General features: G+C 69.9%; 27 protein-coding genes. 20 read left to right on the top strand and 7 right to left on the bottom strand.

What is annotated here, in order from left to right; translation table 11 throughout:
- Nucleotides 1-41 precede the first annotated feature (41 nt).
- From glmS to nucS, 3 genes are all read right to left on the bottom strand, one after another.
- Nucleotides 42-1,862, bottom strand: coding sequence for a glutamine--fructose-6-phosphate transaminase (isomerizing) (gene glmS / locus ABZW60_RS31775; RefSeq protein WP_355483110.1), 1,821 nt, complete (start codon nucleotides 1,860-1,862; stop codon nucleotides 42-44).
- Between the two features lie 39 nt (nucleotides 1,863-1,901).
- Entirely contained in the window at nucleotides 1,902-2,183 is a 282-nt protein-coding gene (locus tag ABZW60_RS31780; RefSeq protein WP_355483761.1) for a hypothetical protein, read from the bottom strand.
- A gap of 81 nt (nucleotides 2,184-2,264) precedes the next feature.
- On the bottom strand, nucleotides 2,265-2,924 hold the full coding sequence (gene nucS, locus ABZW60_RS31785) for an endonuclease NucS (protein ID WP_355483112.1): 660 nt from the start codon (nucleotides 2,922-2,924) through the stop codon (nucleotides 2,265-2,267).
- Nucleotides 2,925-2,973: 49 nt separating this feature from the next.
- On the opposite strand from nucS, the gene ABZW60_RS31790 reads away from it, so the two are divergent.
- The 9 genes from ABZW60_RS31790 (at nucleotide 2,974) to ABZW60_RS31830 (ending at nucleotide 10,514) form a co-directional block, all read left to right on the top strand.
- Nucleotides 2,974-3,297: a hypothetical protein gene (locus ABZW60_RS31790; protein WP_355483114.1), complete on the top strand. Its 324-nt coding sequence runs from the start codon at nucleotides 2,974-2,976 to the stop codon at nucleotides 3,295-3,297.
- The gene (locus tag ABZW60_RS31795) at nucleotides 3,294-4,175 is read left to right on the top strand and encodes a class I SAM-dependent methyltransferase (protein ID WP_355483116.1); all 882 of its coding nucleotides are present in this window, start codon (nucleotides 3,294-3,296) and stop codon (nucleotides 4,173-4,175) included. The genes ABZW60_RS31790 and ABZW60_RS31795 overlap by 4 nt, the downstream gene beginning before the upstream one ends.
- Entirely contained in the window at nucleotides 4,172-4,636 is a 465-nt protein-coding gene (locus ABZW60_RS31800) for an NUDIX domain-containing protein (protein ID WP_355483118.1), read from the top strand. Before ABZW60_RS31795 ends, ABZW60_RS31800 begins: the two co-directional genes overlap by 4 nt.
- Before the next feature lie 98 nt (nucleotides 4,637-4,734).
- A complete protein-coding gene (locus ABZW60_RS31805; protein ID WP_355483120.1) occupies nucleotides 4,735-6,510 on the top strand; it encodes a 3-hydroxybutyryl-CoA dehydrogenase in 1,776 nt (591 codons plus the stop codon).
- Between the two features lie 47 nt (nucleotides 6,511-6,557).
- Nucleotides 6,558-6,863 (top strand): hypothetical protein, encoded by a 306-nt coding sequence (locus tag ABZW60_RS31810; protein WP_355483122.1) that lies wholly within the window; start codon nucleotides 6,558-6,560, stop codon nucleotides 6,861-6,863.
- Nucleotides 6,860-7,888: a zeta toxin family protein gene (locus ABZW60_RS31815; protein WP_355483124.1), complete on the top strand. Its 1,029-nt coding sequence runs from the start codon at nucleotides 6,860-6,862 to the stop codon at nucleotides 7,886-7,888. The genes ABZW60_RS31810 and ABZW60_RS31815 overlap by 4 nt, the downstream gene beginning before the upstream one ends.
- A gap of 13 nt (nucleotides 7,889-7,901) precedes the next feature.
- A complete protein-coding gene (locus ABZW60_RS31820) occupies nucleotides 7,902-8,207 on the top strand; it encodes a hypothetical protein (protein WP_355483126.1) in 306 nt (101 codons plus the stop codon).
- Nucleotides 8,204-9,256, top strand: coding sequence for a zeta toxin family protein (locus ABZW60_RS31825; protein WP_355483128.1), 1,053 nt, complete (start codon nucleotides 8,204-8,206; stop codon nucleotides 9,254-9,256). Before ABZW60_RS31820 ends, ABZW60_RS31825 begins: the two co-directional genes overlap by 4 nt.
- 115 nt (nucleotides 9,257-9,371) lie before the next feature.
- Entirely contained in the window at nucleotides 9,372-10,514 is a 1,143-nt protein-coding gene (locus ABZW60_RS31830) for a hypothetical protein (RefSeq protein WP_355483130.1), read from the top strand.
- Here the strand turns inward: ABZW60_RS31830 and ABZW60_RS31835 are convergent.
- A complete protein-coding gene (locus ABZW60_RS31835) occupies nucleotides 10,493-11,275 on the bottom strand; it encodes a phytanoyl-CoA dioxygenase family protein (protein ID WP_355483132.1) in 783 nt (260 codons plus the stop codon). The genes ABZW60_RS31830 and ABZW60_RS31835 overlap by 22 nt on opposite strands.
- Before the next feature lie 50 nt (nucleotides 11,276-11,325).
- On the opposite strand from ABZW60_RS31835, the gene ABZW60_RS31840 reads away from it, so the two are divergent.
- The gene (locus ABZW60_RS31840; protein WP_355483134.1) at nucleotides 11,326-12,129 is read left to right on the top strand and encodes a helix-turn-helix domain-containing protein; all 804 of its coding nucleotides are present in this window, start codon (nucleotides 11,326-11,328) and stop codon (nucleotides 12,127-12,129) included.
- On the opposite strand, the gene ABZW60_RS31845 is transcribed toward ABZW60_RS31840, so the two are convergent.
- Nucleotides 12,111-12,758, bottom strand: coding sequence for a response regulator transcription factor (locus ABZW60_RS31845; RefSeq protein ID WP_355483136.1), 648 nt, complete (start codon nucleotides 12,756-12,758; stop codon nucleotides 12,111-12,113). The two genes, ABZW60_RS31840 and ABZW60_RS31845, sit on opposite strands and share 19 nt — an antisense overlap.
- Nucleotides 12,710-14,011, bottom strand: a complete 1,302-nt coding sequence (locus tag ABZW60_RS31850; RefSeq protein ID WP_355483138.1) for a sensor histidine kinase — start codon at nucleotides 14,009-14,011, stop codon at nucleotides 12,710-12,712. Before ABZW60_RS31850 ends, ABZW60_RS31845 begins: the two co-directional genes overlap by 49 nt.
- A 189-nt stretch (nucleotides 14,012-14,200) precedes the next feature.
- Between ABZW60_RS31850 and ABZW60_RS31855 the strand changes: the two genes are divergently transcribed.
- The 10 genes from ABZW60_RS31855 to ABZW60_RS31900 all read left to right on the top strand — a co-directional run bounded on the left by ABZW60_RS31855 (nucleotide 14,201) and on the right by ABZW60_RS31900 (nucleotide 23,433).
- The gene (locus ABZW60_RS31855; RefSeq protein WP_355483140.1) at nucleotides 14,201-15,226 is read left to right on the top strand and encodes an acyl-CoA desaturase; all 1,026 of its coding nucleotides are present in this window, start codon (nucleotides 14,201-14,203) and stop codon (nucleotides 15,224-15,226) included.
- A gap of 12 nt (nucleotides 15,227-15,238) precedes the next feature.
- On the top strand, nucleotides 15,239-15,532 hold the full coding sequence (locus tag ABZW60_RS31860) for a hypothetical protein (RefSeq protein ID WP_355483142.1): 294 nt from the start codon (nucleotides 15,239-15,241) through the stop codon (nucleotides 15,530-15,532).
- An 11-nt stretch (nucleotides 15,533-15,543) separates the two neighbouring features.
- Nucleotides 15,544-16,308 (top strand): alpha/beta fold hydrolase, encoded by a 765-nt coding sequence (locus tag ABZW60_RS31865; RefSeq protein ID WP_355483144.1) that lies wholly within the window; start codon nucleotides 15,544-15,546, stop codon nucleotides 16,306-16,308.
- Between the two features lie 325 nt (nucleotides 16,309-16,633).
- Nucleotides 16,634-17,737 (top strand): DUF1343 domain-containing protein, encoded by a 1,104-nt coding sequence (locus tag ABZW60_RS31870; RefSeq protein ID WP_355483763.1) that lies wholly within the window; start codon nucleotides 16,634-16,636, stop codon nucleotides 17,735-17,737.
- A gap of 81 nt (nucleotides 17,738-17,818) precedes the next feature.
- Complete coding sequence (locus ABZW60_RS31875; RefSeq protein ID WP_355483146.1) at nucleotides 17,819-18,784, top strand: GNAT family N-acetyltransferase; 966 nt, start codon at nucleotides 17,819-17,821, stop codon at nucleotides 18,782-18,784.
- 1 nt (nucleotide 18,785) lies between these two features.
- Nucleotides 18,786-20,066, top strand: coding sequence for an extracellular solute-binding protein (locus tag ABZW60_RS31880; protein WP_355483148.1), 1,281 nt, complete (start codon nucleotides 18,786-18,788; stop codon nucleotides 20,064-20,066).
- A gap of 32 nt (nucleotides 20,067-20,098) precedes the next feature.
- Nucleotides 20,099-21,010 carry a sugar ABC transporter permease gene (locus ABZW60_RS31885; protein WP_355483151.1) on the top strand — a complete coding sequence of 304 codons (912 nt, stop codon included), beginning with the start codon at nucleotides 20,099-20,101 and terminating at the stop codon, nucleotides 21,008-21,010.
- The gene (locus tag ABZW60_RS31890; RefSeq protein WP_355483153.1) at nucleotides 21,007-21,882 is read left to right on the top strand and encodes a carbohydrate ABC transporter permease; all 876 of its coding nucleotides are present in this window, start codon (nucleotides 21,007-21,009) and stop codon (nucleotides 21,880-21,882) included. The genes ABZW60_RS31885 and ABZW60_RS31890 overlap by 4 nt, the downstream gene beginning before the upstream one ends.
- A gap of 10 nt (nucleotides 21,883-21,892) precedes the next feature.
- On the top strand, nucleotides 21,893-22,639 hold the full coding sequence (locus tag ABZW60_RS31895) for a PIG-L family deacetylase (RefSeq protein WP_355483155.1): 747 nt from the start codon (nucleotides 21,893-21,895) through the stop codon (nucleotides 22,637-22,639).
- Nucleotides 22,640-22,674: 35 nt separating this feature from the next.
- The gene (locus ABZW60_RS31900) at nucleotides 22,675-23,433 is read left to right on the top strand and encodes a ChbG/HpnK family deacetylase (RefSeq protein WP_355483157.1); all 759 of its coding nucleotides are present in this window, start codon (nucleotides 22,675-22,677) and stop codon (nucleotides 23,431-23,433) included.
- Nucleotides 23,434-23,528: 95 nt separating this feature from the next.
- Here the strand turns inward: ABZW60_RS31900 and ABZW60_RS31905 are convergent, their stop codons facing one another.
- Nucleotides 23,529-24,320 (bottom strand): AraC family transcriptional regulator, encoded by a 792-nt coding sequence (locus ABZW60_RS31905; protein ID WP_355483159.1) that lies wholly within the window; start codon nucleotides 24,318-24,320, stop codon nucleotides 23,529-23,531.
- Nucleotides 24,321-24,339 lie beyond the last annotated feature (19 nt).

Consider the following 24,339-nt stretch of genomic DNA (forward strand, 5'->3'; position numbering starts at 1 on the left):
CGGGGGCCGTGGTGTCGCAATTGTGATGACCTCGCGGTCGGCTACTCGACGGTGACCGACTTCGCCAGGTTGCGCGGCTTGTCGACGTCGTGGCCGAGGGCAACGGCCGCGTAGTACGCGATGATCTGCAGGGGGATGGTCAGCAGGATCGGGTCCAGCTCGGCCTCGTTCTTCGGCACCACGATCTTCGCCGCGACCCCGTCCGGTACGTCGACGCCCGGGTGCGTCACGACGTACAGCGGGCCGGAGCGGGCGCCGATCTCGTGCAGTGCGCCGATGTTGCGGTCGAGCAGCTCGTCGTCGGGGACGATCGCGACGCTCGGCACGTCCGGCGAGATCAGCGCGAGCGGGCCGTGCTTCAGCTCGGAGGTCTGGTACGCCTCGGCGTGCCGGTAGGAGATCTCCTTGAGCTTCTGCGCACCCTCGCGCGCGACCGGGTAGCCGCGGGTCCGGCCGACGAAGAAGAGCGATTCGTGCTGCGCGAGCCGGCCGGCGATCTTGGCCAGCTCCTCCTCCTGCGCGACGATCGCGGCGATGTGCTCCGGCAGCTTCTTCAGGCCGTCGATCAGCCGGCGGCCGTCGGCGGGGGAGACGTCCCGGATCCGGCCGAGGTGGATGCCGAGCATCGCGAACCCGACCGCCATGTTGGTCAGCGCCTTGGTCGACGCCACCGAGACCTCCGGGCCGGCGTGCAGGTAGACACCGCCGTCGACTTCACGCGCGATGCTCGAACCGACCGCGTTCACCAGGCCGATCACGCGGCCGCCCTTGCGCTTCAGCTCCTGCACCGCGACCAGCGTGTCCAGGGTCTCGCCGGACTGCGACACCGCGACGTACAGCGTGTCCCGCTCGACCACCGGGTTGCGGTACCGGAACTCCGAGGCCGGCTCGGCGTCGGCGGGGATCCGCGCGACCTCCTCGATGAACTGCGCGCCCATCTGGCCGGCGTAGTACGCCGAACCGCAGCCGAGGATCTTGACCCGCTTGATCTCCCGCGCCTCGCGGGCGTCCATGTTCAGGCCGCCGAGGTGCACGGTGTGGAAGCGCTCGTCCAGCCGGCCCCGGATGACCCGGCCGACCGCGTCCGGCTGCTCGTGGATCTCCTTCATCATGAAGTGCTCGTGCAGGCCGCGCTCGAACTCCTCGGCCTCCCACTCGACCGTCTTCGCGGTCTTGGTGGTCGGCGACGCGTCCTGGGTGAACGTGCGGTAGCCGTCGGCGCGCACGGTCGCGAGCTCGCCGTCGTCCAAATACACGACCTGGCGGGTGTAGCGGATCAGCGCGGCGGCGTCGGAGGCGATGTGCATCTCGCCGTCGCCGATGCCGAGGATCAGCGGGCTGCCGTTGCGGGCGACCACGATCCGGTCCGGGAAGTCGAGGTCGACGACCGCGATGCCGTAGGTGCCCTCGATCCGGCGCAGGCTGGCCAGCACCTTCTCCTCGAGGGTGTCGCCGTCTGCCTGCTCGATCAGGTGCGCGAGCACCTCGGTGTCGGTCTCGGAGCGCAGCTTGACGCCGGAGTCCTCCAGTTGCGCGCGGATCGCGGCGGCGTTGTCGAAGATGCCGTTGTGCACGACCGCGATCCGCTCGTTGCCGCTGGCGTGCGGGTGCGCGTTGTCCTTGCTCGGGCCGCCGTGGGTGGCCCACCGGGTGTGGCCGATGCCGAGCTTGCCGCCGAACCGCTTCGGCAGCGACGCCTCCAGCTCGCGGACCCGGCCGGCGTCCTTGTGCACCTTCAGCTCACTCGAGCCGAGAACGGCGACACCCGCCGAGTCGTAGCCGCGGTACTCCAAGCGGGCCAGTCCGTCCACCAGGATGGGCGCGGCCGGCTTGGTGCCGACGTACCCGACGATTCCGCACATGTGATGGTGCCCCTTCGTAGGTTCGGTTGAGCGGCCCGGTCAGCCGTAGACGATCCGTCGCAGCTGCCGGGCGGAGAGTTCGGGTGAGCGGACCGGCCAGTGCCGGAGCTCGGCGCCGAGGCGGGCGAAGATCTCGTCGTTGCGGGCGCCGTAGGTCTGCAGCTCACGGTGCCGGCGCCGGACGTACTCCTCGGTCGTCTCGGTGAAATAGGCCAGCACGTCGGCGACCACGCGCCGCGCGACATCCGCCGACAGTCCCGTCGTCCGGCTGACCTGCTCGGCCAGCTCGTCGACCGGCTCCACAGCCGCCGCCTCACTGATCACCCGTCAACCATGCAGTCTTTCCGGGGGCAACGCCAAGCATCTGCCCGAAATCGGGCAAATTCGCTGCTTTGTCAGGAGCTAGAACAGCCGGAGTACGTCGGACTCCATGCCGCGCAGGGCGTCGTAGTCGACGGTCAGGCACTCCAGGCCGCGGTCCGTGGCGAGGAACTGGGCCTGCGGCTTGATCAGCTGGGCGGCGAAGATGCCGCGGACCGGGGCGAGCAGCGGGTCGCGGTTGAGGAGTTCGACGTACCGGGTGAGCTGCTCGACGCCGTCGATCTCGCCGCGGCGCTTGATCTCGACCGCGACATGCTTGCCGTCGGCGTCGCGCAGCAGCAGGTCGACCGGGCCGATCGCGGTCGGGTACTCCCGGCGGACCAGCGTCCAGCCCTCGCCGAAGGTGTGCACGTGCTCGGCGAGCAGCTCCTGCAGGTGCGCCTCGACGCCGTCCTTGATCAGGCCGGGGTCGGTCCCGAGCTCGTACGCGGTGTCGCTGTGCACCTCCTCGAGGGTGATCCGCAGCTCCTCACCGGCCTTGTTGGTGACGCTCCAGACGTTGTCCTCCTCCGTCAGCTTGCACGGCGGGGACATCCAGTTCAGCGGCTTGTACGACCCGCCGTCGGCGTGGATCAGCACGGACCCGTCCGCCTTCACCATCAGCAAGCGCGGCGCCATCGGCAGATGAGCCGTCAGCCGCCCCGAGTAGTCCACAGAACACGTAGCAATCACCAAGCGCACGACAAAGCACCGTAGTGCACCGGCCGCGCGGAGTGGGAAGGTGGTGACCATGATGCCGAAGGTGAGTGACGCGGCGGTCGCGGCGTACGAGGAGGTCGCGGCCGGGCTGGAGGCGGGCGGCGTGGTCCGGGGCAGCATGTTCGGCATGCCGTGCCTGAAGATCGGCAAGAAGGTGCTCGCCGGGATGTACGGCGACGCGATGACCTTCAAACTCCCGCCGGAACCGCGGGAGCGGGCGCTCGCGCTGCCCGGCGTCGAGCAGTTCGACCCGGGGATGGGTCGGCCGATGAAGGAGTGGGTAAGGATCCCTCTGGACCAGTCGGCCGTCTGGCCGCAGTACGCCGCCGAGGCCTTGGAGTACGTCGCCGGATGAACCTCATGTGTCCCGCCCGCATCCTGCTGCTGCCCGGTGACGTCCAGGACGCGGCGGTCGGCGAGCGGGTCGCCCAGGTGTACGCCGGCCCGTTCGAGGCGGCCGCCGGGGCGCGGCTGGCCGACCGCCTCGGCGTGAAGCTCACCGTCGTACCCGAGCTGACCCAGCGCCCGGACGCCGAGCTGCAGGCGATCGCCGACCTGCACCGCGGCGAGACCGTGGTCGTTCTCGGGCTGGACCTCGGCTTCCGGCTGCCGGCGATCGTCGAGCACACCGGCGACGGCTGGACCCGGCTCGCCTCCGACAACGAGCTGACGCTGGCGTCGTACGAACAGGCCGCCGGCAAGTTCCGCGACTCGATTCCCAGCGAACCCAACAACCTGCTGATCGACCTGCTCGCCGAACGCCTGCCGTCCGGCGGGCGCGTGCTCGAGCTCGGCAGCGGCACCGGCAAGGACGCGATCGAGCTGGAGACCCGCGGGTACGTCGTCCGCCGCACCGACGCGACCCAGGCGTTCGTCGAGATGATGCGGTCCGACGGGTACGCCGCCGACCGGCTGAACGCGATCACCGACGACTTCGGCGGGCCGTACGGCGCGGTCTACGCGAGCGCGGTGTTCCTGCACTTCGACCGCGCCCAGCTCGACGGCGTACTGCGGAAGGCGCGGCGGGCCGCGCCGGTCCTCGCCTTCGCCACCCGCGAGGGCAAGGGGGAGGAGTGGTCGAACCGGCACCTCGACCTCCCGCGGCATTTCGTGCTGTGGCAGGAGGAGCCGCTGAGGGACCTGCTGGCCGCGACCGGATGGTCGGTGCAGCGGCTGGAGCGGGGCGAGTCGCGCATCGGGACGTGGTTCCAGGTCCTGGCGGTGCGGTCGTGATCCGCGCCGGCGTCGTCCTGCTGACCGAGGACGGGATCGCCGCGATCGAGCGGGTCCGCGACGGGCGGACGTACCACGTGCTGCCCGGCGGTCAGGTGGAGAGCGGCGAGAGCCCGGCCGAGGCCGCGCGCCGGGAGGTGCACGAGGAGCTCGGCCTGCTGGTCAAGATCCGGGCGGCGGTCGCGGTCGTGCAGTTCGGCGACAGTACTCAGCACTACTTCGTCGCGGACGTGATCGGCGGCGAGTTCGGGACCGGCGACGGGCCGGAGTTCGCGAATCCGCCGGATTCTGAACGGGGGAGCTATCGGGCCGTGTGGCTGCCGGTGACGGAGCTCGTCGCACGGGATCTCCGCCCGCGACCGATCGCGGCCGCGCTGGAGACCGCACCGGATCCGTGGTGGCTGCTCGAAGGGTGGATGCAGACCCCGGTGGTGCTGGAGGAGTCTCAGCCTCGCGGGTGAACCTGGTTGCTGGGACTTGTCGTGGGGGGTGTGAGGTTGGCCTCGGCGGTGACGCAGCTCATGGGCGGACCAGTGTTGGGACTGGCATAGTGCTGGGCATGGCTCGTGAATTGACGACGGTTGGTGTGGTGGGGCTCGGCACGATGGGGGCCGGGATTGCCGAGGTGTTCGCGCGTCACGGCCTGACGGTGGTCGGGGTCGAGCGGGACGACGAGGCCGTCGAGCGCGGTCGTGGGCACATCCAGCACTCGACCGACCGGGCCGTGAAGCGCGGCAAGCTGTCGGTCGAGGACCAGCAGGCGCTGTTCGACCGGGTCACGTTCGCCACCTCGCTGGAGGCGCTGGCCGGCTGCGACCTGGTGATCGAGGCCGTCGTCGAGCGGCTCGAGCTGAAGCGCGAGATCTTCGCCGCGCTGGACAAGATCGTCCGCGACGACGCGATCCTGGCGACCAACACCTCGTCGTTGTCGGTCACCGAGATCTCCGTCGCCACCCAGCGCCCGCGGCGCGTCGTCGGCATGCACTTCTTCAACCCGGCGCCGGTGCAGGAGTTCGTCGAGGTGATCAAGACCGTCGTCACCGAGCCGGACGTGGTCGAGGACGTGCAGGCCCTGGCCCGCCGGCTCGACAAGGTCCCGGTCGTCGCCGCCGACCGCGCCGGCTTCATCGCGAACGCGCTGCTGTTCGGCTACCTGAACCACGCCGTCTCGATGGTCGAGTCCCGCTACGCCACCCGCGAGGATGTCGACGCGGCGATGCGGCTCGGCTGCGGGTACCCGATGGGCCCGCTCGCGCTGCTGGACCTGATCGGCCTCGACACGGCGTACGAGATCCTCGACACGATGTACAAGCAGGGCCGCAACCGCCTGCACGCCCCGGCGCCGATCCTCAAGCAGATGGTCACCGCCGGGCTGCTCGGCCGGAAGACCGGGCGCGGCTTCTACACCTACGAGGCGCCCGACTCGCCGGTCGTGGTGGACGACGAGCACACCCCGCACCGCAACGGTGACGAGATCGCGGTCCGGCCGGTCCAGCAGGTCGGCGTGGTCGGCTCCGGCACGATGGCGGTCGGCATCGTCGAGGTCCTCGCCAAGGCCGGGTACGACGTCGTGTACGTCGCCCGCGGCACCGAGAAGGTCGACCGCGTCCGCGGCGTCCTGGAGCGCTCGCTGGAGAAGGGTGTGCAGCGCGGCAAGCTGTCCACCGAGGAGCGGGACGCGGCGCTGCGCCGGGTGACCGGTACGGCGAAGCTCGACGACCTGGCGGGCGTCGACCTGGTGATCGAGGCCGTGGTCGAGGAGCTCAGCGTCAAGCAGGCGCTGTTCGAGACGTTCGACGAGATCTGCAAGCCGGGCGCGATCCTGGCGACCACGACGTCGAGCCTTCCGGTGATCGACCTGGCGATGGCGACCAAGCGGCCGGGTGACGTGGTCGGGCTGCACTTCTTCAACCCGGCGCCGGTGATGCAGCTGGTCGAGGTCGTCAGCACGGTGAGCACGTCCGCCGACGTCGCCGACACGGTGGCCGCCGTGGCCGTTGCCGCAGGCAAGCACCCGGTACGCTGCGGCGACCGGGCCGGGTTCATCGTCAACGCGCTGCTGTTCCCGTACCTGAACGACGCGGTCCGGATGCTCGAGGCGCACTACGCCGGTGTCGACGACATCGACGCCGCGATGAAGCTCGGCTGCCGCCTCCCGATGGGCCCGTTCGCCCTGCTCGACGTGGTCGGCCTGGACGTCTCGCTGGCCATCCAGCGGACCCTCTACCTGGAGTTCCGCGAGCCCGGCTTCGCGCCGGCCCCGCTGCTCGAACACCTGGTCACCGCCGGCTACCTGGGCCGCAAGACCGGCCGCGGTTTCCGCGACTACTCCTGAACCCGGGGTAGCATCGCCCCTCACCTGACCGCGGGAGGGAGCCGGAGATGCCGGATGGTGAGGCGGGGCGCAAGCACATCACGGAGGCGCTCGGCGGCCGCGCGGTCGCACCGCTGAGCGATGACGACCGGGTCGAACGGGAGCGTGTCCGCGACCTGGTCCAGGCGGTGGCCGGCTGCTACCACACCCTTGTCGCCCAGCAGGCCGGCGCGAACGCCGAACTGGCGGCCAAGCTCGATTTCCACGACGCCGAGTTCCGCCGCCGGGACACCATGAGCGCGGCCGAGCGCGCCGAGGTGCTCCGTAGTTACCCGGCCCTGCTGGCAGAACTCCGCGCCGAGATCGACGGATGACCGCCGATCCCACCCTGACCCCGGACGAAGCGAACGCGGTCACCGCCCGCCGGATCGCGCAGATCACACCGCTGTGGCTGCCCGAGCGAGCCGCCGGCCAACGTCCCGTCCTGGTGGTCATCGGCGGCCAGCCGGCGGCCGGCAAGTCGACCGCCCAGGAACTCATCCGGGCGGCGCTCGACGCCCGTCGGGTCGCGGTGTACGACCGGGACGACGATCCGCCGGCGCACCCGCGGTTCGACCCGATCATGCGCGCGAACGGTGTCGACGGCAACCTTCTCGTCGCCGAAGGGCTCCCGCCGAACCTGCGTGACGACTGCCTCGACCATCTGCGGTCGCGGCAGTATGACGTGATCGCCAGCAGTCCGCTGCAGTCGGAGGCGGCGACCCGGTTCTGGGTGGACGGTTTCCGTCCCGAGAACTACCGGATCGCCGTCGTCTACATCGCCACGAACGAGGCCAACAGCCTGCTCGGTATCGCGAACCGGTACCAGCAGGCGAAGGACACCGTCGGCTACGGCCGCTGGCTGGAGAAGGAACTCCACGACCGTGCCGCTGCCGGAATGCCCGACGCGGCGCATGCAGCGGAGGTGCAGGGCCTGGTCGACGACCTCTACGTCGTCGACCGGGACGGCAACGTGCTGTACGAGAACCACCGTGGCGACGACGGTGTGATGCCGCCGCCGCATCGTGGCCGGGAGACGATCCTCGGCGAGCGCAACCGTCCGCCGACACCGGCCGAGCACCAGTGGTTCCTCGGCACCGCCGTGCCACTGCTCGACCGGGCCGCCGATCTGGAGCCTCCGGTCCTGCAGTTGGTACAGACCGCGCTGCGGCTGCACAACGAGCGGCCGGCCCCCGAGCCCCTCGTCCGCGGGTCCGAACTCCGCCTCGACCAGCGGCTTGCCGATCTTCGGCGGATCGCGGGTTCCGGTGTCGCGCCGCCGCAGATCGGCACCGTGGCCGCGGCGGACGCACGGCCGGTCGGCGGACGGGTTTCGGAGCGGCGATCGCTCGATCGCTGAGTACCCTGGCGACATGCCGCATGAGCCGACGAACCACATCACCGAGGCGCTGGGTGGGCGGCGGGTCGAGCCGCTGAGCCACGAGGAGCGGGTGGAGCGGGAGCGGGTCCGGACTCTCGTGCAGAGCGTGGCCTCGTGCTACAGCTCGCTGGTCGCGCAGACGAGTGACGCGGATCGGCGGGCCGAGCTTGCCGAGCGGCTCGCCTTCCACGACGCCGAGCTGCGGCGGATCGACGCGATGCCGGGCGCGGAACGGCGTATCGTCATCGGCACGTATCCGGCGCTGCTGACGCGGTTGCGCGCCGAGCTCGACGGATGATCGCGAGCACGCGTCTCGACCTGACCTTGGCCGAGGCGCAGGCGGTGCTCGCCCGTCGCCAGGCGCAGATCACTCCCGAGGAGCCGCCGTTGCGGGCTCCAGGTCAGCGGCCGCTGGTGGTGCTGATCGGAGGCCCGCCGGGGTCGGGCAAGTCGACCACGCAGTGGCTCCTGCAGGCGTCGCTCGGCGCGCGGTCCGTCGCGGTGTACGACTTCGACGACGACATCACGGCGCATCCCCGGTACGACGCGATCATGCGGGCGCGGGGCATGGGCGGCGCCGACGAACTCGCCCGCAACCTGCCGCGCGGCATGATGGTGCGCTGCCTCGAACACCTGCGCCGCGGCGAACCGCAGTACGACGTGATCGCCAGCGCCCCGCTGCATCGGGTGCCACTGGCGACGAACTGGGTGGACGGCTTCCGCGCCGTCGACTACCGCGTCGCGCTGGTCTACGTCGTGACCCACGAGGCCACGTGCCGGCTGGGACGCGTCAGCCGGTTTCAGCAGGCGCTCGACGACACGGGCATCGGCCGATGGGTCCGACCGGAGCTCGGCGACCTGTCCTACCGGTTGGTGCCGGACACCGCCCAGGAGCTCGAGTCCCTGTCGTACGTCGACGACCTGTACCTCGTCGACCGCAACGGATTCGTCCTGTACGAGAACCACCGCGACGAGGCCGGCCGGATGCCCGAGCCGTGGCACGCCAAGCAGGAGATCCTTGCCGAACGCAACCGCCCGCCGACCCCCGCCGAGAACGACCAGTTCCTCGCCACCGCGCTTCCGCTACTGGACCGCGGCGACAACCTGGCCGCGCCCGTCATCGCCGAGCTCCGCACTGCGATGGCCCAGCACGAGGCGCGCGGGGAGCCACAGCCGCGCGCACTGATCCTGCCGGACCGCCTGGACCACCAAGTCAGCGCCCTCCGCCGCTTCACCACCGGCATCGCCGCCCCCACCACCATCTCCACCCGCGTCACAGGTGGGGATGGTGGTGTTCGCAGCCCAGGTTCCTCCCGGCCAGGCCCTGCCCGCACCCGCGACCGCTGAGTGCCATCGGCGCCCGTGGCAGTAGGCGGGCCCGCGGTTCGGGGCACTCGGGAGGGACCTGACATACCCGCGAGCAGCGAGGGGCTGACCCGCGAGGGCTGGCAGACTCGGGCGGGTGTCGAGGAGATCGGTCGAGCGCGATCTGGTGTCGGTGGGTGGGACGCTGCTCGTCGTCGTGACGGGGCTCGGGCTGATCATGATGCCGCAGGCAGTCGGCGCCGACTGGTCGGGCTGGACCTCGCTGATGGTGCTGGTTGCCGTGGTGGTGATTCCGGTGGCCTGGGTGCTGATCGGGATCACCGCGGGATCGGCCACCGTAGCGCGCTGGATCGCGGTGCTCGGGGTCGGTGCGGTGCTCATCCGGCTCGCCTGGACGACGTACGACGCGGGCCTGGCGATGCTCCTCGCCGTACTGCCGCTGCTCGCCGTGATCGTCCTGCTCGGCGCGGTCCTCGCGTACTCGTGGCCGCGGGCAACCACCCGCGCGGTCCAGGACTGCGCGCACCGCAACGGCTGGCGGCTCGTCGATCCGCGGGAGCTGCGGCTGCCGCCGCTCCCGTTGCCGGTCGGCCGTACCTGGACCGCCCGGAACGTCGTACAGACATCGAACGGTGTCGCCTTCGAGGTGCGGTGGCTGCACTGGAACGGGCTGCTGTGCCGGCGACGCGTCCTGAGCGCCTTCGTCACGACGCTGCCGGTCGCGCTGCCGGGGCTGGAGGTACGACCGGGCGGGCTCACCCGTTCGGACCTCACGCTGGAGAGCGCCGAGTTCAACCGGAGCTTCGACGTGATCGGCGATGAGCCCCGCTACCTCACCGCGGTCCTGCACCCGCGCACCATGCAAGCGCTCCTCGACGCGCGCCCCGTACGGCTGGCCATCGCAAGCACAGCGCTCGTAATATCCCGCGACGAGCCGCTGACGGCCGAGTCACTCACGCAGGGTCTCGCGACCAGCATCAAGGTCCCGCAGCACGTGTACGACGACTGGGGCCGGCGCGCCCCGGAACCCGGCCGCGGCCTGCGATTCCTGGGGCGTCGCTTCGACCCGTCACCCGGCGCGGCGCTGCTGCGGATGACCACACTCGCGACCGGGATCCTCGGCCTGACGCTGCTCACCTGCCTGGCCGCCGCGGCCACCGAGGCCGACTTCGATCCACCGCACTCCGTCGGCCGGCTACTGACCGGCGGTGCGGTGCTGCTCGCGATCGCTGCAGCCTGCGCCCTGGCAAGGCGGGTTTACGGCTCGGCCTGGGCGTAGTCGCCGCAGGGGCCGCCGCCAATAGCCTCGGGCAGAACGGTCTCGCGGCGATCCGGACGGACCAGCGGGTTGTAGAAGGCCGCGATCTCGACGCTGTCCTCAGGGATGTAGTGGAAGATCAGCGAGCGGCGGAAACGGTCCTCGGTGGTGTTCGGGCGGGAGCCGTGCACAACGCTGCCGTGGAAGAACAGCACGTCGCCCGCCTTCATCCGGGTCTGCACCCTGCTGAGGCCGTCCGGGACCGGCACCTCGACGCTGGTGAACGACTCGGTCAGGTCGGCCGGCTCCGGGCAGACCAGCTCGGTCTTGTGCGAGCCGGGCACGACCGCGAGCCCGCCGTTGTCCGCGTCCACGTCGTCGATCGCGATCCAGGCCGCGAGGCACGTCTCCGGATCCGCGCGCAGGAACGTGTTGTCCTGGTGCAGGGCCTGCCCGCGGGCGCCCGGCGGCTTGAAGTAGAACATCGACTGGGCGCCGAGCGCGGGACCGATCAGAGCCTGCACGACATCGAGGATCCGGCTGTCCAGCATCAGCTCCATCGAGAGCTTCCCGGCCTCGGTGCCGTCCGCCCGGTGCGGGTGCACGAACCGCGGGAACTTCGCGAGCGGGTCGTCGTCCGGTACGCCGTCGTCGATCGCGAGCGAGTGGTCCACCGCGACCTGCTCCATGAAGACCGTCTTGATCCGCTCGACCTCGGCGGGCTCGAGCAACTGGGGGACCTGGACGATGCCGTCCCGCTGGTAGATGTCCACGACTGTCATGCCTCCAGGATCTGTCCCCGGGGCCCGGCCGAGCGATAGCCTATCGCGCTGTGAACCTTCGATATCCTGCTGAGTCGCCACATCCGGTGGTGCGCCGGCTGGTGACCGGCGAGTTCGACGAAGGGCCTGAGTACGCGACGTATCGGCGGCGCGGGACGACCGACTGGCTGCTGGTGCAGACCCTCGACGGCCAGGGACGATTCGGTCAGGTCGCGGCCGCTCCGGGCAGCGTCACGCTGGTACGCCCCGGCACCCTGCACGACTACGCCACAGTCGGCGACCGGTGGCATTTCCTGTACGCGCACATGCACCCGAAGCCCGACTGGCTGCCGCTGCTCGACTGGCCGGAGGTTGTCCCCGGCACCGTTCAGCTCCACCCAGCCGGCCCCACCTTCGAGCGCATCGCCGACCACCTGCGCGACGCCGTACGGCATCAGGACAGCGTCCTGCCCCAGGCCGAGCAGCTCAGCGCTAACTCGCTCGAAGCGGCGCTGCTGTGGTGCGACACCCAGAACCCGAGGGCGGTCCAGATCGACGACCGGCTGCTGCGCGCGATCGAGCTGGTCGACCAGGACCTCACCGCTGCGCTGGACGTTCCGCGCCTGGCGCGCGCGGTCAATCTGTCGGTGTCACGGTTCGCGCATCTGTTCCGCGAGCAGTTGGGCGTCACGCCGCAGCAGTTCGTGGAGCGACGCCGCCTCGATGCCGCGGCCCGGCTGCTCGAGCTGACCAGCCGGTCGATCGCGTCCGTGGCGGCACAGGTCGGCTACCCGGATCCGCTGTACTTCTCCACCCGCTTCCGGCGCCACACGGGCACCAGCCCGAGCGCCTACCGTCAGCGGGACGACAGGTAGGTGAGGACCGCCATCACGCGCCGGTTGTCGTCCTCGGACGGCGGCAGGTCGAGCTTGGAGAAGATGTTGTTGGTGTGTTTGCTGACGGCCTTCTCGGTGACGAACAGGGCGCCGGCGATGGCGGCGTTCGAGCGGCCCTCGGCCATCAGCCCGAGAACCTCGGACTCGCGCGGGGTGAGCCGGCTGATCGGTTCGTCGCGGGTGTTGCGGGCCAGCAGCTGACCGATCACGTCCGGGTCCATCGCGGTGCCGCCGGCCGCGACCCGGCGGACGGCGTCCAGGAAGTCGGCGACGTTCGACACGCGGTCCTTCAGCAGGTACCCGACGCCGCCTCCGCCGCCGATGAGCAGCTCCCGCGCGTACAGCTGCTCGACGTACTGCGAGAGCACCAGGATCGGCAGCCCGGGGACCTGGTTGCGCGCCTCGATAGCGGCCTTCAGGCCTTCGTCGGTGAACGTCGGAGGGAGCCGTACGTCGACCACCGCGACGTCCGGCCGGTGCTCCACCAGCGCGGGCACCAGCCGGGGCCCGTTGTCGACCGCCTCCACGACCTCGAAGTCGTGCGCCTCCAGCAGGCGGATCAGGCCGTCCCGGAGGAGGGCGTGGTCTTCAGCGATGAGGACTCGCAAGGCAGCTCCATGATCACGGTGGTCGGCCCGGCGCTCGGGCTCACCACGGTCAACGTACCGTCGAAGGCGGCCAGCCGCCGCTCGATACCGTACAGACCTCCGCCGGGCTTGATCACCGCGCCTCCGGTGCCGTCGTCACCGACGATCATGTGCAGCTTCTCGTCCTCGTGGGTGATCTGCACCCACGCGTTCGTCGCGGCCGAGTACTTGACCGCGTTCGCCAGGCATTCGGCGACCGCGAAGTACGCCGCCGACTCGACCGGCGCGGGCGGCCGGCCGGGCACGTCGAAGGTGACGTCGACCTTGAACGGGCAGGTCAGCGCGAGCGCCTTGACCGCACCTTCCAGGCCGCGGTCGGCGAGCACCGGCGGGTGGATCCCGCGGACCAGGTCCCGCAGCTCGGACAGCGCCGTACTCGCGGACTCGCGCGCCTCGGTGAGCAGCGCCGCAGCCTGGGCCGGATCCCGCGCCACCATCTCCTCGGCCATGCCGAGGTTCATGCTCAGCGCGGCCAGCCGGGCCTGCGCGCCGTCGTGCAGGTCGCGCTCGATCCGGCGCAGCTCGGCCGCCTGGGTGTCGACGGTCTCGGCCCGCGACTCGGCCAGCTCGCGGACCCGCATCGCCAGCTTCGCGCTCTCGGTCGGGCCGAGCAGCGAGCGGGCGACGTACGCGTTCGCCTTCAGCAGCCGCTCGCCGGCGGCCTGCCAGATCAGGAACGCGATCAGCGCCACCGGCATCACCAGGAAGCTGGACCAGAAGTTCACCGTGAACAGCCCGCCGAACGGCTCGGTGAACACGCCCTCGGGCGTAACCCCGACCAGCAGCGGGTAGACGAGGTAGAAGAGCCCGGCCAGGAACAGCACGGCGCTCAGCAGGCACAGTGTGAACCCGATCACGGCGTTGACGAGCAGCCAGACGACGTCCCGCCAGGTCTGCGGGTCGGTCAGGATCGTCCGCAGCCGCATCAGCATGCCGGGCATCGGAGGCTGCTTGTACGGCCGCGGGATGCGCTCGCCGAGGAAGCCGGCCAGCAGCGTGCGGTGGCAGTTCGCGAACCAGCGGGCGGTCGGCACCACCACGAGCAGTAACGGGATCCCGACCCACACCGCGATCAGCGGCACGGACACCACACTGAGCACGAACAGGGCGATCCCGAGCTCGGCCAGGATCGCGAGGAACAGCGCGATCCACGGCTGGGCGAGCTTCGGGTAGCGCATCGGCGGCGCTTCGGTGGTGGCGACGGTGGTGCTCATGCCTCCATCATGACCGAGCGTGAGAGCCACGGCAGTGGAGTTATGCCCACTCTTCGGCGGGCACTGTCACCCCCGGTGAATTGGGTAGTAACTCCCATGTTTTCGGGCGTTCGACCGACAAGGCTTGATGCCGTACGCTGGCCGCGGCTGTACGCCTAGGCCTCCCACCGCTCTCGAGACGAGGACCTGATGGCTCAGCCACTCGCGTCACCTGCTGCTACCCGCCGTTCCGACTTCTCCCCGCTGTTGCGGGAGATCAAGGCCGCCGGCCTGCTGGAGCGCCGTACGGCGGCGTATGCGATGGCGATCGGGATCAACGTGGCGCTGATGGCGCTGACCTGGGCGGGAATCGCGGTGATCGGCGCCTCGTGGTGGGTGCTGCTGCTCGCGGTCCCGCTGGGCATCCTGACCACCCGGGCGGCCTTCTTCGGGCACGACGCCGGGCACCAGCAGATCGCCGCCTCGCGCAAGCTGCACGACTGGATCGGCATGCTGCACGGCAACCTCCTGCTCGGCATGAGCTACGCCTGGTGGAACGACAAGCACAACCGCCACCACGCCAACCCGAACCACACCGACAAGGATCCGGACGTCGGCGAGGGCGTGCTGGTCTGGACGCTCGAGCAGGCCGAGGGCCGCAAGGGCCTGGAGGGCTGGCTGACCCGGAACCAGGCACGGATCTTCTTCCCGCTGCTGACCCTGGAGGGCTTCAACCTCAAGGTGTCGAGCATCCGCTTCCTGCTCGCCCGCCGGCGTACCGAGAAGGTCGAGCTCGGCCTGATGGCGGCGCACCTGGTGCTGTACTTCGGCGCCCTGTTCCTGATCATGTCGCCCGGCCAGGCGGTGCTGTTCGCGCTCATCCACCACATGGTCTTCGGGCTGCACCTCGGCAGCGTGTTCGCGCCCAACCACAAGGGCATGGAGATGCCCGACGACGACAGCAACTGGGGTCACCTGGAGAAGCAGGTGCTCACGTCGCGCAACGTGAACGGCGGTCTGGTCACCGACTGGATGATGGGCGGGCTCAACTACCAGATCGAGCACCACCTCTTCCCGAGCATGCCGCGCGCCAACCTCCGGTTCGCCCAGCCGATCGTGCGCGCGTACTGCGAACGGATCGGGATGCCGTACGTGTCCACGGGCCTGATCGATTCGTACCGGATGGGGCTGCGTCACATGCACGCCGTCGGCGAGGAGCTTCGGGCGACCGACTAGCCTTGAGGGGCTATGGCGCGCAGAAAGCCTTCCAAGTGGCAGCGGCCGGTCAGTGACCGGCCGCTGCTCGGTGGTACCCAGTCCCGCGAGGTGAAGGCCGGCGGGGAGTGGAACGTCCGGCGGGTCTCCGGATCCGCCTCGGCGAAGTCGTACCGCTGCCCGGGCTGCGACCAGCAGATCGCGCCGGCCACGCCGCACGTCGTCGTCTGGCCGGACAACCCCAGCCTGCTCGGCGCCCTGGGTGGTGCGCAGTCCCTCGACGAGCGGCGCCACTGGCACACGGCGTGCTGGCAACGGAGCCGCTGAAAGGTGTGCGGATGAAGCTTCCGGTGACGGCGTACGGCGAGATCGGTACGCCGGTCGTGGTGATGCACGGCTTGTTCGGCTCGGGGCGGAACTGGATGACCGCCGCGCGCCGGCTCGCGGACCGGCACCGGGTGTTCGCGCTCGACCTGCGCAACCACGGCACGTCACCGCACGTCGCCACGATGAGCTACCCGGAGATGGCCGACGACGTCCGGGAGACGATCGAGTCGCTCGGGGTCGGGCCGGTCGCGCTCGTCGGGCACTCGATGGGCGGCAAGACCGCGATGCTCACCGCGCTGCAGTATCCGGCCGTGGTCGAGCGGCTCGTCGTGGTGGACGCGGCGCCGGTCGCGTACCCGCCGGCGTTCGTCGAGTACGCCCGCGCGATGCGGACCGCGGATCTGTCGTCGGTCACCCGGCGCGCCGAGGTCGACGCGCAGTTGGCCGACGCGGTGCCGACGCCGGGGACGCGGGCCTTCCTGCTGCAGAACCTGATCCTCGACGCCGACGGCGCCCGCTGGCGGCCGAACCTGCCGGTGATCGAGGCCGCGCTCCCGGCCATCTCCGGCTGGCCCGCGGTCGAGGGCCTGCACTACGACGGGCCGACGCTGTTCATCTACGGCGGCAAGTCCGACTACGTCCAGCACGACCACCGCGCGACCATCGCGGCGTACTTCCCCCACGTCCAGTACACCGAGGTCCCCGAAGCCGGCCACTGGGTCCACGCCGAACGCCTCGACGACTTCCTCGCCGCCCTGACACCCTTCATCAACTGAAGAACAGAGATATTGAGGGAGTTGGATGCCTGGCCGGGTTCGGTGCTCCGGCGACGGTCGGCGGATCATAGGTCTGCAGCTGGACAGGAGGTGTGCCTTCCTGACCGGGGCCGGCCCGCTCGGGCACACCGGAAACCAGGCCCGACAACCCGACACCTCCTGTCGAGATGCCGCCCCAGCATCCCCGAGACAGCGACCTGACTCCGGGCCTGCACAGCAGTCTGGCAAACGGTTGTCAGTAATCCATTGACCTTAGCGCGGCTGCGTCGGTAAGTTTTCAACCCAGTTCCTGCAGGATCCACGATCTGGGTTGGGTGTGGTGGCGATGGTGGTCCGGACCGGCGCGCAGCGGCTGGCCGAGGACCCGGGGCTGGGGCCGGACGGGCGCCTGGGGCTGATCACGAACTTCACCGGCGTGCTGCCGGATCTCACGCCGACGCCGGTGGCGTTGCGCGCGGCCGGTCTGCCGTTGACGGCGTTGTTCGGTCCCGAGCACGGCCTCCGCGGTACGGCGCAAGCGGGCGCGAGCGAAGGCGAAGGGGTCGACCCGGACACCGGGCTCCCGGTCTTCGACACGTACCGGCGGAAGGGGCGTGAACTCGACGACCTATTCTCCGGCGTCGACGCGCTGCTGTTCGACATCCAGGACATCGGGACGCGGTTCTACACCTACATCTGGACGATGTACGACTGCCAGCAGGCGGCCGCGCGGCTCGGTCTGCCGTTCGTGGTGCTGGACCGGCCGAATCCGCTCGGCGGCGTCCGCGTCGAGGGACCGATGCTGCAGCCGGGCTTCGAGAGCTTCGTCGGGCGGGCGCCGATCCCGCTGCGGCACGGGCTCACGGTCGGCGAACTCGCCCGGCAGCTGGGCCCGGCAACGGTCGTCGAACTCGAAGGCTGGAGCCGGACGGCGACCGGCACCGGGATGCCCTGGGTGCCGCCGTCGCCGAACATGCCGACGCCCGACACCGCGCTCGTCTACCCCGGCACCGGCCTCTTCGAGGGCACCAACCTCAGCGAAGGCCGCGGGACGACGCGACCGTTCGAGACGATCGGGGCGCCGTACGTCGACGACCGGCTGGTCCCGGCGCTGCGCTCGTGCGAGCTGCCCGGCGTGATGTTCCGGCGGACCTGGTTCGAGCCGGTATTCAGCAAGTACGCCGGCCAGCCGGTGTCCGGCGTCCAGCTGCACGTCGTCGACCGGGACGCGTTCGAGCCGGTGCGGACCGCGCTGGTGATGCTCCGGGTGCTGAACGAGCTCTACCCCGGGGACTTCGGGCTGTTGCCGTCGCTCGACAAGCTGTGGGGCTCGGGCTCGCTGCGGAAAACGCTGGAAGCCGGCGACGACCCGCTCGAGCTCTTGCCCACGGCAACTACTCCCGCCGGCTGGACACGGCCTGGCGTGCTGCTTTACGAAGGGAAGGCCTGATGAGCCGCTCCGAAGGTCCGCCCGCGGCGGGTGGCAACGCCACCATCCGCTCCGCAGACGCGGCCGCGGGGGGGTGATGTGGTGATCCGTTCGTTCCAGGTCGGGGACGGACCGGCGATCGCTGCCGCGTGGACGGCTGCCGCGCCGGCCGATCCGATCAGCTACCAGCGGTTCCGCGACCTGTTCCTGCTCGACCGCAACTTCGACGCGGCCGGTCTCCAGGTGGCCGTGATCAATGATCAGATCGTCGGCGCCGCGTACGCCGTCCGCCGTCTGATCGCCGCCGACGCCGATGACCTGGAGCCGGCGTCCGGCTGGATCCCGTTCTTCTTCGTGCACCCGGAGCACCGCGGCCGCGGGCTCGGCCGCGAGTTGTTGTCCGCGGCAATGGACTGGCTCCGGTCGCAGGGCCGGTCCGAGGTGTTCTTCTCGTCGTACACCCCGAACTACTTCCTGCCCGGCCTCGACGCGGCCCGCTACCCATCGGCCGCCCGGCAGCTTGCCGGGCTCGGCTTCGAGCGCCGGTACGACGCGGTCGCGATGGACCGCGGCCTGGTCGGGTACGCCGTGCCTGACGAGGTCCGCAAGCGGATCGACTCGCTGACCTCCGAGGGCTACACCTTCGGTACCCCGGCCGGCGACGAGCTGACCGCGCTGATCGCGATCGCCGGCGCGGAGTTCAACCCGGACTGGGCGCGCGCGATCCGCGAGGGCGTCGTGTCCGGTCTGCCCCTCGATCGCATCGTGGTGGCACGCGAGCCCGGCGGAGCGATCCTCGGCTGGGCGATGCACGGGACGTACGAGGCGGTGATCGACCGGTTCGGGCCGTTCGGCGTCCTGCCGGCCTCGCGCGGCACCGGGCTCGGGAAGGTGCTGCTGCACCTGACACTCGAGCGGATGGTCGCCGCCGGCGCGCACAGCGCCTGGTTCCTGTGGACCGGCGAGAAATCCGCCGCCGGGCAGCTGTACCTGAAGACGGGATTCGGGATCACCCGCACGTTCACCATCCTCCGGGCGCCCCTGCACCCGGACGGCGGAAAGGAGTGACATGCGCATCGCCAGAGGTTTGCGGCTTGCTGTTGTCCTGGGGCTCCTCGCGACCGGCGCTGCCTGCGGCGGCAGCAGCGGCTCGGGTGGCGGCGACAAGGTCGAGCTGACGCTGCTGAGCCACTACAGCGACGGCCCGTCGAAGGACGGGCTGGACAAGATGATCCAGCAGTGGAACAAGGACAACCCGAAGATCCAGGTGAAGGCACAGGTGGTCAAGTTCGACGACCTGCTCACCACGATGACGGTCCGGCAGACCGGCGGCCGCGGCGCCGACATCGTCAGCGCGTACGGCCTGTGGGGCGGCCAGCTGATGAAGGCGAACGTCGTCGCGAAGGTGCCGGACGACATCGCGACCAAGATCAAGGCCGAGTACAGCCCGGCGGCGCTCGGCGCGGTGACCACCGGCGACACGTTGCTCGGCTACCCGACCGAGCTGAACACCTACGTGCTGTTCTACAACAAGAAGATCCTCGCCGCGGCCGGTGTCGCCAAGCCGCCGACGACCTGGGCCGAGCTCGCCGACGCGGCGAAGAAGACCGTGAAGCGCGATGCCAAGGGCAACATCCAGATCGAGGGCCTGAGCCTGATCCAGGACGGCGACAACAAGTCGGTGCACCCGTTCCTGTCGCTGCTCGACGCGGCCGGCGGGACGTTCCTCGGTCCGGACGGCACGCCGCAGTTCGACAACGCCGAGGGCAAGGCGGCGCTGAAGTTCGAGGCCGATCTCGCGGCCGCGAAGGCGACCAACCCGTCGATCATGCCGACCAAGCAGTTCCGCAGCGGCGGGGTCGCGATGGCGATCCAGGCCGGCTGGTGGATCGGCAGCCTGAAGACCCAGATGAAGGACAAGTACGGCACCGACGTCGGCGTGACGGCGATCCCCGGCCCGGCCCCGGGCAGCAAGGGCTCGCTGGCCTACGGGTTCTTCATGGGCGTGAACCAGCGCAGCAAGCACGCCGACGAGGCGTGGAAGTTCCTCACCTGGATGAACGAGCACAAGGCGGCCGAGGGTAACGTCACGGAGACCGGCAAGTGGCTGGCCGACCAGGGCCTGATCCCGCCGCGGACGGCTGACCAGGCGGAGTACAAGAAGTCGCTGTCCGACCCGAACCTGGCGCCGATCTACGACGCCGCGACGTACGCGATGGCCGAGCCCAACCAGCCGGGTGCGTACGAGGCGAAGACCGCGCTGCACAACGCGATCATGGGCGTGCTCGCCGACGGCAAGAGTCCGGACGACGCGCTGGCGCAGGCCGCCAAGGCGGTCAAGCCGCAATGACGACCGCGGTCAGCCGGGCCGGTGCCGATAACATGACGGCCGCACCGGCCCGGCGGCTCGGCAGGCTGCATCGCGAGGGCCGGGCGGCGTACCTGTTCCTGGCGCCGGCGCTGCTGTTCTTCTGCGTGTTCCTGATCCTGCCGTTCATCTTCGCGATCGTGCTGGCGTTCTCGGACTGGGGCGGGTTCGACCTGGGCACGCTGCACTGGTCGGGGATCGGGAACTTCCGCGAGGTGCTGAGCTTCGACGGGACCTTCGTCAAGCCGATCCTGGTGAACACGCTGCTGTTCGCGTTCGGTTCGGTGTTCCTGGCGACGTTCGGGTCGGTGCTGGTCGCGTACTGCATCGACCGGCTGGCGTTCCAGGGATTCTGGCGGGTGCTGTACTTCCTGCCCGTCGTCGCCACGGTCGTGGCCATCGGCAACGTGTGGAAGATGATGTACCAGCCGGCCGGGCTGATCAACGGCGTCCTGAACAAGCTCGGCGTGAACAGCGTCGGCTTCCTGTCCGACTCGTCGTACGCGCTGCCGTCGGTGACCGTCGTGCACGCCTGGGCCTCGATCGGCGGCGCCGTGCTGATCCTGACCGCCGGGCTGAAGGCGATCCCGGAGATGTACTACGAGGCAGCCGAGGTGGACGGTGCGAACGCCTGGCACCTGTTCTGGTCGATCACGCTGCCGCTGCTGCGGCCGGCGTTGCTGTTCGTGCTGATCACGCAGTTCATCGGCGGGTTGCAGTCGTTCGCGCTGATCATCGTGATGACCGGCGACGGCGGGCCGGTGAACGCGACCAACGTGGCGGCGTTCGAGATGTACCAGCGGGCCTTCAAGTACGGCGCCTGGGGGACGGCGAGCGCGATGGCGATGGTGCTGTTCGTGATCATCCTGGCGATCACGCTGCTGCAGCTGTGGATCGCCCGGCGGCGTGGGGAGGAGACCTCGTGAAGCGGCGTGGCAGGTTCCCGTGGTTCGCGTACCTGGTCGTGTTGCTCGGCGGCGTCGCGATGGTGATGCCGTTCCTCGACATGGTGATGAGCTCGTTCAAGGGCGCGGGCGAGTACGGCGTGATCCCGTACAAGCTGCTGCCGTCGTCGTTCGGCCTGGACAACTACCGCGAGGCGTTCTCGCAGCTGGAGCTGCCGCGGCTGTTCCGCAACAGCGTGATCGTGACGGTCAGCGTCACGGTGTCGGTGCTGATCACGTCGGCGCTGGCCGGGTACGCGCTGGCCAAGCTGCGGTTCCGCGGCCGCGCGGTGATCTTCCGGTTCATCCTCGCGACGATGATGCTGCCGCCGTTCCTGCTGCTGATCCCGACGTTCCTGATCATGCTGAACTGGCCGCTGGCCGGCGGCAACGACATCCTCGGTCGCGGCGGCGACGGCGGGCTGACCACCAGCCTGCTCGCGCTGATCCTGCCGTTCACGGTGTCCGGGTTCGGGATCTTCCTGATGCGGCAGTTCATGGTCTCGTTGCCGGACGAGATGCTCGAGGCGGCCAAGATCGACGGCGCGAACCAGTGGCAGACCTGGCGGCTGATCGTGCTGCCGCAGACCAAGCCGGTGGCGATCACACTCGGCCTGATCACGTTCATCGGCACCTGGAACGAGTACATCTGGACGCTGCTGATCTCGTCGTCCGACCCATCGCTGCAGACGCTGCCGGTCGGCATCCAGCTGCTGCAGAGCTTCCTCGACCCGGACCGCACGATGCCGATCGTGATGGCCGGCCTGGTGATCAGCACGCTGCCGGTGCTGGTCGTGTTCCTGATGTTCCAGAAGTACTACGTCCGTGGCGTCGTGCTCAGCGGCCTGAAGTGAGGAGACCCTTGTGACCAGAACAGTGCTCGCCATCGGGGCGCACATCGGCGACATGGACCTGACCGCCGGGCCGACGCTGGCCCAGCTCGTGCTCGAGGGCGCGTCGGCCACGATCGTCGCGCTGACACCGGGCGAACGCGGGCACCCGCGGATGACGCCCGCGGAGTACAAGACGCAGAAGATCGCCGAGGGGACGGCGTTCGCGGAGGCGATCGGCGCGGACTTCGCGGTGCTCGACCACAGCGACGGGTTCCTGCCGTCGACCGACGACGTCGCGCTGCAGCTGGCCCAGATCATCCGCGAGAAGCAGCCCGACACGATCATCACGCACTGGAAACACTCCATCCACCGCGACCACGAGCACACCGCGCTGCTCGCCGAGCGTGCCCGTTTCCTGGCCGGCCTACCGTTGTCGGCCGACGACGATTTCGCCGCGATCACGCAGTACCCGGAACTGGCCGCGAAGGTGGCCGCGCTGCCGCGGCACGGCGTCCGGACGTTCCTGCACGCGGAGAACTGGGAGGACATGGAGGGATTCACGCCGTCCCTGTACGTCCCGATCCCCGAGGAGGCCTTCTACCGCTGGGTCTCCGCCATCCGCCACCAGGCCTTCGCCCGCGGCGAGACGTACGGCTTCCGCTACATCGACTACTACACCGCCCTGATGACCACCCGCGGCTGCCTCGCGTCGTACCCCCGCGCGTGCGCCTTCCACACCAGCCGGTCCCCGGAGGTCAGCAAGCTCGCCGGCCCGTAGATTACGTCGTGCCGGTGATCGAGAGGAGTGGGGCTGTGGCTGAGGTTCGGTTGGTGGTTCAGTCGGACGACTTCGGGATGTGCCATGCGGTGAACGCCGGCACGGTGCAGGCCTTCCGCGAGGGGATCGTGACGCAGGTGTCGACCATGGCGGCGTGTCCGTGGTTCACCGAGGCGGCGGCGCTGGCGCGGGAGTTCTCGATCCCGGTGGGCGTGCATCAGACGCTGACGTGCGAGTGGGACTTCCTGCGGTGGCGGCCGTTGACGGACGGGGCGTCGCTGGTGGGGGAGGACGGCACGTTCCGGCGTACGGTGGCCGAGGCCGCGGCGGGCATTTCCCACGAGGACGCGGTGCGGGAGTTGTCGGCGCAGGCGGCGAAGTTCGCGGCGGAGGGACTGACGCTCGAATACCTCGACTTCCACATGGGGTCGTCGGTGCCGTCGGCGTACGACGAGGTGTCCGCGGCGCTCGGCAAGCCGTTCATCTACGGGCCGGAGTGGTCGTCCCGCTTCGCGTCGATGGAGATCCTGAGCGACCGCGACGCCGCGGACAAGAAGCCGTGGACGCTCTCGTATCTCGACGCGCTCACCCCCGGCGTACACCTCCTCGTCACCCACTGCGCCGCCGCCGACCCCGAACTCGCCGCCCTCCACCGCCCCGGCTCCGACACCTACCGCTGGGCCGAGGAATACCGCCTCTCCGACCAGGCCATCGTCCTCGAGCCCGACATCCACCAGTCGATCAAGGACAGAGGAATCGAGCTCACGACCGTCCAAGCCGCCTTCGCCGGCTGACCCTGTCCGCCGAGTCGTGGATTTCGGCTGTGATCGTCAGCCACAATTCACGACTCGGCGATCGGGGGAGGAGCCGATCGCCACGACTCGGCGGGTCAGCGCTGTGGGCCGGTCGCACGTAAGGCGCCTGGTGGGGCGCCTGTCGCGGACTTGACGTGGCGGGTGAGGTGGCTGACCGAGTGGTAGCCGGTGAGGTCGGCGACGGCTTGGAGGGGGAGGGTCGAGTTCCGGATGTGGGCGAGGGCGTGGCGTAGACGGACTGCTTGCAGGGCGGCCTGAGGGCTGGTGTTGCGGAGGCGGGCGAAGGCGGCCCGCAGGCCGGAGGGTGAGATGCCCAGGTCGGCTGCGACCTGGTTGATGCGGAGGCCCGTGGCGAAGCGTTCCTCGAAGAGCTGTTCTGCTTGGGCGACCAGTTGTTCGGCCGGTGTTTGCGGTGGGGTGGCTGCGGCGCGTTTCAGGCGGAGGTCCAGTTCGGCGAGGAGCAGCGAGCGGATTTCGCCGTCGGTTTCCCTGACCAGGGCGTCGAACACGCGGCGCAGGGTGTGGTCGGTGTCGTCGTAGCACAGGCGCGGCCACGGGTGGGTGGTTGCGGCGTCCACCTGGAGGAAGCGGTTCGCGTACCCGGTGCGGCTCTGCTCGGCGTGCCATGTGTGCGGCGGCGTGAGGAGCACGGTGCCGGGCGTGGCGTCGTACGTGTCGTCGCCGACGGGGCAGGTGATCCGGCCGCGAACGTAGTACACGAGCTCCCACGAGGTGTGCGCGTGGGGCGGGTAGTCCTTGCCGGGCGCCGCGGTGTGGACTCCGGCGCCGAGGAGTCGTGGCGATTTGTGCACAAGCCCTGTCGCCTTCTGCATTGTTTCGCGGGTGGGTCCGATCGATGCTGTCATCGATTCGTGCATCTTGTGA

The organism is Kribbella sp. NPDC003557 (genome assembly GCF_040610805.1).
GTDB lineage: Bacteria > Actinomycetota > Actinomycetes > Propionibacteriales > Kribbellaceae > Kribbella.